This window comes from Halomonas sp. JS92-SW72 (assembly GCF_003547075.1).
Taxonomy (GTDB): domain Bacteria; phylum Pseudomonadota; class Gammaproteobacteria; order Pseudomonadales; family Halomonadaceae; genus Halomonas; species Halomonas alkalicola.
On the sequence record NZ_CP032147.1, the window covers coordinates 4,052,581 to 4,062,769 of the forward strand.

General features: G+C 62.1%; 7 protein-coding genes, 9 pseudogenes and 2 other annotated features. Of the genes and pseudogenes, 12 read left to right on the forward strand and 4 right to left on the reverse strand.

What is annotated here, in order from left to right; translation table 11 throughout:
- Window positions 1-82: 82 nt before the first annotated feature.
- Together D1793_RS20150 and D1793_RS19205 are read left to right on the forward strand one after the other, a co-directional pair.
- Window positions 83-601: pseudogene (locus tag D1793_RS20150) on the forward strand (branched-chain amino acid ABC transporter permease); the annotation flags it as partial.
- 61 nt (window positions 602-662) lie between these two features.
- Window positions 663-1,132 (reverse strand) — a sequence feature (16S ribosomal RNA rRNA prediction is too short).
- Between the two features lie 65 nt (window positions 1,133-1,197).
- The gene (locus D1793_RS19205) at window positions 1,198-1,554 is read left to right on the forward strand and encodes an IS5 family transposase (RefSeq protein ID WP_162900037.1); all 357 of its coding nucleotides are present in this window, start codon (window positions 1,198-1,200) and stop codon (window positions 1,552-1,554) included.
- Window positions 1,518-4,835 (reverse strand) — a sequence feature (most likely nonfunctional fraction of RNA operon). (Overlaps the previous gene by 37 nt.)
- Here the strand turns inward: D1793_RS19205 and D1793_RS19215 are convergent.
- Window positions 2,371-2,607, reverse strand: a complete 237-nt coding sequence (locus D1793_RS19215) for a hypothetical protein (RefSeq protein ID WP_162899861.1) — start codon at window positions 2,605-2,607, stop codon at window positions 2,371-2,373. It overlaps the preceding feature by 237 nt.
- On the opposite strand from D1793_RS19215, the pseudogene D1793_RS19220 reads away from it, so the two are divergent.
- The 8 genes and pseudogenes from D1793_RS19220 to D1793_RS19265 all read left to right on the forward strand — a co-directional run.
- Window positions 3,541-3,861: pseudogene (locus D1793_RS19220) on the forward strand (transposase); the annotation flags it as partial.
- Complete coding sequence (locus tag D1793_RS20085; RefSeq protein WP_276111028.1) at window positions 3,935-4,756, forward strand: Rieske 2Fe-2S domain-containing protein; 822 nt, start codon at window positions 3,935-3,937, stop codon at window positions 4,754-4,756.
- A 348-nt stretch (window positions 4,836-5,183) precedes the next feature.
- Window positions 5,184-5,600 (forward strand): annotated as a pseudogene (locus D1793_RS19235) (chromate transporter); the annotation flags it as partial.
- A gap of 7 nt (window positions 5,601-5,607) precedes the next feature.
- Window positions 5,608-5,988 (forward strand): annotated as a pseudogene (locus D1793_RS19240) (pyruvate kinase); the annotation flags it as partial.
- 396 nt (window positions 5,989-6,384) lie between these two features.
- A pseudogene (locus tag D1793_RS19250) lies at window positions 6,385-6,771 on the forward strand (pyruvate kinase); the annotation flags it as partial.
- Window positions 6,772-6,801: 30 nt separating this feature from the next.
- Window positions 6,802-7,194 (forward strand): class I fructose-bisphosphate aldolase, encoded by a 393-nt coding sequence (locus D1793_RS19255; protein WP_119023501.1) that lies wholly within the window; start codon window positions 6,802-6,804, stop codon window positions 7,192-7,194.
- Between the two features lie 119 nt (window positions 7,195-7,313).
- The gene (locus tag D1793_RS19260) at window positions 7,314-7,553 is read left to right on the forward strand and encodes a DUF6444 domain-containing protein (RefSeq protein WP_119023502.1); all 240 of its coding nucleotides are present in this window, start codon (window positions 7,314-7,316) and stop codon (window positions 7,551-7,553) included.
- A gap of 20 nt (window positions 7,554-7,573) precedes the next feature.
- Window positions 7,574-7,903, forward strand: a pseudogene (locus D1793_RS19265) (transposase); the annotation flags it as partial.
- Here the strand turns inward: D1793_RS19265 and D1793_RS19270 are convergent.
- From D1793_RS19270 to D1793_RS19980, 3 genes and pseudogenes are all read right to left on the reverse strand, one after another.
- On the reverse strand, window positions 7,860-8,075 hold the full coding sequence (locus D1793_RS19270; RefSeq protein ID WP_240407739.1) for a tripartite tricarboxylate transporter permease: 216 nt from the start codon (window positions 8,073-8,075) through the stop codon (window positions 7,860-7,862). The pseudogene D1793_RS19265 and the gene D1793_RS19270 sit on opposite strands and share 44 nt — an antisense overlap.
- Before the next feature lie 17 nt (window positions 8,076-8,092).
- Entirely contained in the window at window positions 8,093-8,281 is a 189-nt protein-coding gene (locus D1793_RS19620) for a tripartite tricarboxylate transporter TctB family protein (protein WP_162900038.1), read from the reverse strand.
- Window positions 8,282-8,948: 667 nt separating this feature from the next.
- Window positions 8,949-9,275 (reverse strand): annotated as a pseudogene (locus tag D1793_RS19980) (TRAP transporter large permease subunit); the annotation flags it as partial.
- A 307-nt stretch (window positions 9,276-9,582) separates the two neighbouring features.
- Between D1793_RS19980 and D1793_RS20090 the strand changes: the two are divergent.
- Window positions 9,583-9,792 (forward strand): annotated as a pseudogene (locus tag D1793_RS20090) (sodium:calcium antiporter); the annotation flags it as partial.
- Window positions 9,793-9,910: 118 nt separating this feature from the next.
- Window positions 9,911-10,189, forward strand: a pseudogene (locus D1793_RS19295) (catechol 1,2-dioxygenase); the annotation flags it as partial.

The window sequence follows — 10,189 nt, forward strand, 5'->3', positions numbered from 1 at the left end:
CGGCATGGGCACCCCGGATGACCTCGAGGAGTTCCGCGGCTGTCAGGACGGCTACCACGGCGCCCTGGCCGAGTGGAACGACAGCCTGGGCCTGGCGGTGATCTTCGGCCTGCTGAAGATCGTCAACTTCGCCCACGGCGCCATGTACATGCTGGGGGCCTTCGCCACCCTGCTGGGCATGCGCTACCTGGGCATCAACTACTGGGCGGCGCTGCTGCTGGCGCCGCTCTTCGTCGGCCTGTTCGGCATGCTGCTCGAGCGCACCCTGCTGCGTCGCATCGCCCACCTGGACCACCTCTACGGCCTGCTGCTGACCTTCGGCCTGGCGCTGATCTTCGAGGGCACCCTGGTCAACTTCTTCGGCGTCTCCGGGGCCCGCTACCCGACCCCCGAGGCCCTGCAGGGCGGCTTCCAGCTCGGCTTCATGTTCCTGCCCAAGTACCGCGCCTTCGTGCTGGTGGCGGCCATCGTGGTGTGCCTCTTCACCTGGTACATGATCGAGCGCACCCGGCTCGGCGCCTACCTGCGCGCCGGCACCGAGAACCCGGCGCTGATGCAGGCCTTCGGCGTCAACGTGCCGCTGCTGATCACCCTCACCTATTTAGATTGTACTCATTCCAATTACCAGACCTGAAAAGGCCCAGTATTGTTATTTATTGTCACTACCTCCCTGTGTCAGGATTGGGTAATTTGCGCGCCTGCTGCCTTCCTTGGATGTGGTAGCCGTTTCTCAGGCTCCCTCTCCGGAATCGAACCCTAATTCTCCGTCACCCGTCACCACCATGGTAGGCCTCTATCCTACCATCGAAAGTTGATAGGGCAGAAATTTGAATGATGCGTCGCCAGCACGAAGGCAGTTGATAGGGCAGAAATTTGAATGAAACATCGCCGGCGCAAGGCCATGCGATTCGTGAAGTTATCATGATTCACCGCGAGTCGGGCAGAGCCCGGTCGGCCTTTTATCTAATAAATACGTCCCTTCCAGAAGTCGGGATTTACGCACGTATTAGCTCTAGATTTACTACGGGTATCCGAGTAGTAGGTACCATCAAATAAACTATAACTGATTTAATGAGCCATTCGCAGTTTCACAGTATAAAGCAGTTTATACTTAGACCTAGGGTGCGTTAACAATTGCTGATGGAGATCGGGCTGATTTAGAATATCAGCATTTTTCGGTGATCTATGCCTCGGCTAATGCTACGTGATGACCAATGGGAGCGCATCGAGCACATGCTCCCCGGCAAAGCTTCAGATCGCGGGGTGACGGCCAAGGACAATCGCTTGTTCGTGGAAGCCGTCCTGTGGATCGCCCGGACAGGCGCTCCCTGGCGTGATCTGCCCGACGCCTTCGGTCGCTGGCACACTGTCTACATGCGCTATAACCGGTGGTCTAAGAAGGGGGTCTGGCAGCAGGTTATCGACACATTAGCCGATGATCCCGACATGGAGCAGCTGATGATAGATGGCAGTATCGTCAAAGTTCATCAGCATGGGGCGGCAAAAAAACGGCTCAGAGCACCGAAGCCATGGGGAAATCGCGTGGGGGATTGAGCACCAAGATCCACGCGGCGGTCGATGCCCTCGGCAACCCGGTACGGCTAATCCTCACACCGGGCCAAGCGCAGGCGTCAGCCCCCATATGTTGTCTTACGACTTTGCGGAGACCTGTGTTTTTGATAAACAGTCGCCAGGGCCTGGTCACTGCGACCAAGCAATTTGAGTTACTTGGCACCCCTTCTCCCGAAGTTACGGGGTCATTTTGCCGAGTTCCTTAGAGAGAGTTATCTCGCGCCCCTTAGTATACTCTACTAACCCACCTGTGTCGGTTTACGGTACAGGTATTTGATATTTTACAGTAGTTCGAGCTTTTCTTGGGAGTATGACAGTCAACTGATCTCTATCCAAAGATAAAGACGTATCACTTCTTCACTCAAGGTTAGTTTTTCTTCTACCTCTCACCGTGTCGAAAGTTTCCACCGAAATCCATTCTCGGCCAATCTCTGCCTGCTCCGTCCCTCGGTACCAAATATCAAATAGTACAGGAATATTAACCTGTTTGCCATCGACTACGCCTTTCGGCCTTGCCTTAGGTCCTGACTCACCCTCCACATCAGGCTCGCGGTCTCGAAGCGATCCGCGGGCCCGGTCGGCAGGATCAGCACCGGGGTGCCATGGTGGCTCGGCACCCGCGGCGTCCAGGGCAGCTCGGGCAGTTCCTCCGTGGCCCAGTGCCAGTCCTCGAGAAACACCAGCTGCAGCGCCAGGGTCGACGTCGCCTGGCCGGCACCTGGCCTGAGGCGGGTGGTTCTCGCGTCCCCCTCACCTGCGGCACCCGCTCTGGCGTCCGTTCAGCAACCTCAATGCTCATCATGGTCGTTCCTCTCGTGCCGAGTCGGAGGAAGCGGCGGTGGCAGGGTCAACCTGCTGGAGATAGATCACGCCCAGCAGCTGGCGACGCGCCAGCCAGACGATCAGCGGCGGCAACAGCAGCCACTGCAGCAGCGGGGCCAGCCCCGTCCCCAGCAGCGGCAGGGTGGGCATCAGCTCACCGTACTGCCAGCGATCCTGCAGGACCGTGGCGTGCGGCTTAATTTGACCCAACACGGGAAAACTTACCAGGTCCAGACATAGTGAGGATTGACAGATTGAGAGCTCTTTCTTGATTCTATGGGTGGTGGTGCATGGCCGTTCTTAGTTGGTGGGTTGCCTTGTCAGGTTGATTCCGGTAACGAACGAGACCTCAGCCTGCTAAATAGTCACGGTTGGTTCGCCAGCCGGCGGACTTCTTAGAGGGACTATTGGCGACTAGCCAATGGAAGCATGAGGCAATAACAGGTCTGTGATGCCCTTAGATGTTCTGGGCCGCACGCGCGCTACACTGATGCATTCAACGAGCCTAGCCTTGGCCGAGAGGCCCGGGTAATCTTTGAAACTGCATCGTGATGGGGATAGATTATTGCAATTATTAATCTTCAACGAGGAATGCCTAGTAAGCGCAAGTCATCAGCTTGCGTTGATTACGTCCCTGCCCTTTGTACACACCAATCAGCAGGATACGTCACCCTCTCGACTTCCCTCCATACACAAGACTTGAGCTTAACTCCCTGACGATGATCCGGCCGGCGCTCCGGGCGCCGGGCTCCGGGGGCCGGCGCTCCGGGCGCCGGCCACCCGGCGGTCGGCGTCCCGATACTCGACTCGCCTCATCCTGAGTCTCGCCCTTCGGTCCCGCTGACGCGGTTTCCGCCTGTTCCCGACAGACGGGATCCAGGGGAGACCCCCAGAACGACGAAACCCCAGCCATACGGCTGGGGTTTCTGAAAAGGTGCCTGACGATGTACCCGGTCGGCGTCCCGATACTCTCCATGGGGAGAGCCCTGGCTCGCCACGCTGCCGCCATGCGAAAAGCCCCGACCATCTCGCGATGATCGGGGCTTTTCTCTATAAGTGCCTGACGATGACCTACTCTCACATGGGGAGACCCCACGCGATCCTCAACGCTGCCTGCATCGCACCGAAACCCTGGTTCGGCAGCGCGTGCTTGGCCTGGCGCTGGGCTACGAGGATCTCAACGACCACCAGGCGCTGCGTCACGACATCGCCCTGCAGACCGCCGTCGATACCGACGGCGTGCTGGCCAGCCAGTCCACGCTGTGTCGCTTCGAGCAGCAAGCCGATCGGGACTGGGCGGTCACCATCCACGAGGAAATGATCGAGCAGTTGATCCGCTCGTTCCGGCGGCCACCCAAGAAGCCGCTCTACCTCGACTTCGATGCCACCGACGACCGGGTGCACGGCCAGCAGCTCGGGCGGCACTTCAACGGCTACTACAACCACTACATCTTTCTGCCGCTGTTCGTGTTCTGTGGCGATCAGCTGCTGGCCAGCTACCTTCGCCCGGCCTACCGAGATGCCGCCCTGCCACCGCAGCATGTTCACCGACCCGGCCTTCTTCGAACTCGAGATGAAGCACGTCTTCGAAGGCAATTGGCTGTTCCTGGCCCACGAGAGCCAGATTGCCGAGCCGGGCGACTACATGACCGTGACCATGGGCCGTCAGCCGGTGGTCATCACCCGCGACAAGGCAGGCGAGCTGCACGCCCTGATCAACGCCTGTGCCCACCGCGGCGCCACCCTGTGCCGCCGCAAGCGCGGCAACAAGGGCACCTTCACCTGCCCCTTCCACGGCTGGACCTTCAAGAACGACGGCAAGCTGCTCAAGGCCAAGAACGAGAAGGTGGGTGCCTACCCGGACAGCTTCAAGCAGGAGGGCTCCCATGACCTCAAGCGCGTGCCGCGCTTCGAGAGCTACAAGGGCTTCCTGTTCGGCAGCCTGAGCGAGGACGTCCCTGGGCGCACCCGTAGGATCCAATCGCTTCCCTCTCAACAATTTCAAGCACTTTTTAACTCTCTTTTCAAAGTTCTTTTCATCTTTCCCTCGCGGTACTTGTTCGCTATCGGTCTCCCGTCTGTATTTAGCCTTAGATGGGATTTACCACCTGCTTTGGGCTGCATTCCCAAACAACCCGACTCTTCGAAAGCGTCTCGTGGAGCCACAGGCACCGGTCCCAACGGGGTTCTCACCCTCTCTGACGCCCCTTTCCAGGGGACTTGGGGCCGGACTGAGGCAGAGAGCACTTCTCTAGACTACAATTCGCCAGCCGGAGGCTGGAGATTTTCAAGTTGGGCTCTGCCCGGTTCGCTCGCCGTTACTAAGGGCATCCTGGTTAGTTTCTTTTCCTCCGCTTATTGATATGCTTAAGTTCAGCGGATCACCACCAGCAGGATGCGGGGGAACAGCGCCGAGCCGTAGGGCTGCCAGCTGGTCGGCGGCCGGATATGGCGCGTCTCCGCCAGCATGATGCCGGCGATCACCAGCACAGCTAGCGCTAATGCGCGGTCTTTGTTTAGAGCCAACATACCACTACCCCAGTTTTGGTAGGCCACAGGCAGGCCGACTAACCTGCCTATGGCCGAAGGCAATTAACTATCAAAGTCGATATCTTCAGCAGCTTCAGCAAGCCTTGCCTCGTTCTCTACAAGGAATTCACTGTATTCGCTGCCTGCCATAAACCGAGGTACTGAGCCAAACTCATTTTCAATGCGCCTGATCAGCTCTTCATTACTAAGTGTCGGGTCCCGTGTGATTGATTACCCGCTTGGTAAATAACTCTGGTCGCTTGGCCTGCGCCCTCTTCTGGTCCTTCACCCGCATCGGCCTGCTCGGCTTCGGCGGTGGTCCGGCCATGATACCCCTGGTGCAGCAGGAGGTGGTCAAGCGCCACGCCTGGATGACGGACGAGGAGTTCGCCGATGTGCTGGCCATCGGCAACACCCTGCCCGGCCCCATCGCCACCAAGATGCCGGGCTATATCGGCTACCGCGTCGCCGGCCTGGCCGGCTGCATCATCGCCGTCGCTGCGGTGATCGTGCCCATGATCCTGGCCATGATCCTGCTGCTCGGGGTCTTCAGCCGCTACCGCGACGTGGCCTGGATCCATGGCATGGGACAGGCGGTGGTGCCGGTGGTGATGGTGATGCTGGCCCAGCTGACCCTGGACTTCTGGAACAAGTCGCGCCTGGCGCTGGGCTGGGTAGGGGCGCGAGGTCCACACCACCGTGGTGGTGGGCGGCAAGCTCTCCAACAACAAGGGCATCAACAAGCAGGGCGGCGGCCTCTCGGCCCCGGCGCTCACCGACAAGGACCGCGCCGACCTCGCCACCGCCGTGGCGATCGGCGTCGACTACCTGGCGGTGTCGTTTCCGCGCAGCGCCGCCGACATGGCCGAGGCCCGGGCGCTGCTCGGCGAGGCCGGGCGCGAGATCGGTCTGGTGGCCAAGCTGGAGCGCGCCGAGGCCGTGGCCGACGAGGCGACCCTGGACGGCATCATCGAGGCCAGCGAGGCGGTGATGGTGGCCCGCGGCGATCTCGGCGTGGAGATCGGCGACGCCAAGCTGATCGGCATGCAGAAGCGCATCATCAAGCGAGGCACGGACTCGCCAGGGGCGGAGGCGGCCCGGTGAGGCAACTTCTGGCCACTCCGGAATTCAACGTGGTGCTGTTCGCCTTGCTGCTCAACTTCCCCTGGGAGTTCCTGCAGGTCCCCCTCTTCGCTGAGATGCCGGCCATGGCGCACTGGGACGCCGTGCTCTTCTGCACCCGGGCGACCCTGGGCGACGTGCTCATCGCCCTGGTGGCCTTCTGGGTCGTGGCGGGGGTGCGGCGACGGCGCGACTGGCTGCGCTGCCCTGACGCCAAGGCGATCGCCGGCTTCGTGGCGGTGGGCGTCGTGATCACGATCGGTCTGGAGTGGCACGCCACGGTCCTGCAGGATCGCTGGCAGTACGGTGAGCTGATGCCCACCCTGCCGCTGCTGCCCCATCCGCCGCACCAAGATCGTTGCCACCCTGGGCCCGGCCAGCGACCGCGAGGGCGTGCTGGAGGCCATGATCGCGGCCGGCGTCGACGTGGTGCGCCTCAACTTCTCCCACGGCGCCCCCGACGACCACCGCCAGCGCCTGACCCGGGTGCGCGAGATCGCCGACCGCCTGGGCCGCAGTGTCGCCGCCCTCGGCGATCTCCAGGGGCCCAAGATCCGCATCGCCCGCTTCGCCGAGGGCGCCGTCGAGCTCGCCGAGGGCGCCCCCTTCGTGCTCGACATGGCCCTCGACGGCAACGCCGGTGACGCCACCCGGGTGGGCTGCGACTACCAGCAGCTGATCGACGACGTTGCCCCGGGCGACCGCCTGCTGCTCGACGACGGCCGCCGGCTTTGATCAGGGAGCAACAGGAGCAGGATGCAGGCCGCCGTCAGCTTCCAGCAGGCCACGGCCGCCAAGACCGGCGCCGCTCGCCCGGCTCGCCGCAGCGTCCGCGTGCAGGCTGCCGCGTACAACGGCCAGTATGCTGAGGAGCTGGTGGCTACCGCGAACAAGATCGCCTCCACTGGCAAGGGCATCCTGGCCATGGACGAGTCCAACGCCACCTGCGGCAAGCGCCTGGAGTCCATCGGCCTGGAGAACACCGTGGAGAACCGCCAGGCTTACCGTGAGCTGCTGGTGACCACCCCCGGCCTGGGCCAGTACATCTCGGGCGCCATTCTGTTCGAGGAGACCCTGTTCCAGAACACCCGCAAGGGCACCTCCATGGTGGAAGGCACGGACTCGCCAGGGGCGGAGGCGGCCCGGTGAGGCAACTTCTGGCCACTCCGGAATTCGTAACTATTCAGGTGGTTGCGGATAGCCTGTCGCCAACCACCTGATTTTTCTGGCATAGTGTGCCTAATCCTTCGGCATATCTATGCGGTGACATGACCATCAGCGATATCAACGTCGACGAGGCTCTGGAGCGGGTCCGACAGCAGCTCAAGGAAGACCAGACGGTCTCTCCGTCGCTGCGTGCGGCCATCGATGTGCTGATGTTGCTGGTCAAGCTCATGGCCGACCGCCTGGCCACCAGTAGCCGCAACAGCAGCCAGCCACCGTCCCAGGATCCCAATCGCCAGCGCCGCTCGCGCGCCAAAGGCGAGCGGCGCCCCGCCCGCCGGTGAAACCGCCACCTGGAACGCGAGGCCGGGCCAAGCGCACCAAGTCGCGCAACCTCCTGGAACGCCTCCAGGCGTACGAGGACGACGTGTTGCGCTTCCTCGACGACCCTGCCGCTCCCTTCACCAACAACCAGGGGGAACGCGATCTGCGAATGACCAAGGTCCAGCAGAAAATCTCGGGCTGTTTCCGCTCCTGGGAGGGTGCTGAGATCTTCTGCCGCATGCGTAGCTTTCTCTCGACCGCCGTCAAGCAAGGGGTAGCGGCGCATACCGCACTGGAGCAACTGTTTGCGGGGGAGGTGCCAGCCTTCATGCAGCAAGAAGCCCCGACTCAGCCAACCGGTGCTGAATAGTTACAACCGGGTCCATGGCGAAGGTGAAGGGGAAGACCACCAGGATGGCCATGGTGACGGTGAAGCCGGGGATGCTTCCGCCGATGATGCCGAAGAGCACGCCGACCAGGATCAGCAGCAGCACCGAGGGGCTGCTGACCTGGCCGAGCGCTTGAAGAAAGAAGTCCGCCATGGGTCACTCCAGATCGTTCAGGGCAGCCAGACCCGCAGGCCGTAACGGAAGATCACGTAGACGAGGGGCACCAGGGTGAAGCTCACCCCGAGATTGAGGGCCCACTTGCGCCAGTGGTCCACGCCCAGCAACAGCGCCAGGGCGCTGACCATGAAGGCCAGGGTGCTGATGATGTAGCCCAGCAGCGGCACGCCTTCCAGTGCCACTTGGCGATGTGGGCGTGGTGGGCGCTGCAGGGCAGGTACCACAGGGAGCCCTTGGGCACGTGGCTGATGTGGCGGTCCTTGCACCAGTCCTTGTTCAGCTCCAGCACCAGCTTCCACTGGATGGAGAAGGCGTGGGCAAAGTCGGCGGTGGTGTACTCCTTGTCAGCCTTGAACTGGCAGATGTCGCCGTGGTGCTTGTCATGCTTGGCAACGTACTCCTTGCTCACACCCTTCAGGGTCCGTGCGGAGGCAGCGCCCAGCTGGAGCACCAGCACCGCGAGCGCGCATAGCGCAACGGCGTTGCGCACGCGAGTCGCCCCCATCGCGATCTGCGACTAGGGAGCGTTAACAATTAGGCCAGCCATATGACGGCGGATACAAGGTTGAGTAGCGACTGGTAGTTTCTCGCCAGTCGCTCATAGCGTGTTGCCAGCCGCCTGAACTGCTTGATTTTCTGGAAGAACCTTTCTACCAGGTTGCGATCCTTGTAACAGTGCCAATCTATCTCGGGGCATTCCAAGCGATTCTTTCTCGGCGGAATCACCGGCTCGGCGCCCACCGCTCGAATGATGTCCCTCAAAGCGGTGGAATCATACCCCTTGTCGCCAAGCACCGCCGCTGGAGAAAAGCCCGCCAGTAACGCTGGGGCGGCTCCGTACTCAGCGGTTCAGTAGCCGAGCAGCGCCGAGGGCAGGCCGGTGATCAGCACCGGGAAGAAGGCCATCAGCACGCAGGCCAGCAGGATCAGCGCCACGAAGGGCAGCACCGCCTTGTAGAGATCGATGATCTCCACCCCCTTGGGCGCCACCCCCTTCATGTAGAAGAGCGCATAGCCGAACGGCGGGGTGAGGAAGGAGGTCTGCAGCACCACCGCCACCATCACCACGAACCACAGCACGTCGATGCCCAGCTGCTGGACGATCGGCAGCATGATCGGGAAGCTCAGCAGCACGATGCCGGTCCAGTCCAGGAACATGCCCAGCAGGAAGAGAACATCTCGTCCGAGGCGCTGGAAGCGGCCCGCATCGCGGCCAACAAGTACATGGTGAAGAACGCGGGCAAGGACGCCTTCCACCTGCGCGTCCGTGTGCACCCCTTCCACGTGCTGCGCATCAACAAGATGCTTTCGTGCGCCGGCGCAGACAGGCTGCAGACAGGCATGCGCGGTGCGTTCGGCAAGCCATTTGGTGTGTGCGCGCGCGTGGGCATCGGTCAGATCCTGCTGTCCATCCGCTGCAAGGACACGCACGCTGCGGTGGCGGAGGAGGCCCTCCGTCGTGCCAAGTTCAAGTTCCCCCGTGGTGGGAAGCAACGTGTTCAACATCCTCGGCGTGCTGGGCCTGACCGGGTTGCTGGCCCCCACCGGCATTGCCGTTCCTGTTGCGATGGTGGGCTTCGATATCCCGGTCATGATTGCGGTGGCCGTGGCCTGCCTGCCGATCTGCTTCACTGGCGGGGTGATCAGCCGCTGGGAGGGGGGCGTGCTGTTTGCCTATTATCTGGCCTATACCCTCTATCTGATCCTGGCCGCCACTCACCACGATGCGCTGCCGGTATTCAGCGTCACCATGCTCTACTTTGCGCTACCGCTGACAGCCCTGACGCTTCAACGCCCTGGGCGGCCAGACCCAGTTCGGCCTGCTCTCGCCGGGCCTGGGCTTCGACCACTACCTGGACATGCGCCAGGACGCCATCGACGCCGAGGCCAAGCGCGTCGGCGGCACCCCGCGCACCATCGAGGGCCCGCTGTATGTCGCTGGCGCCCCGGAAGCCGAGGGCTTCGCGCGCATGGACGACGGGAAGGACCAGGACGGCGAGACCATGTGGCTGACCGGCCAGGTGCGTGACGTCGACGGCACCCCGATCGCCGGCGCCAAGGTCGAGATCTGGCACGCCAACTCCAAGGGC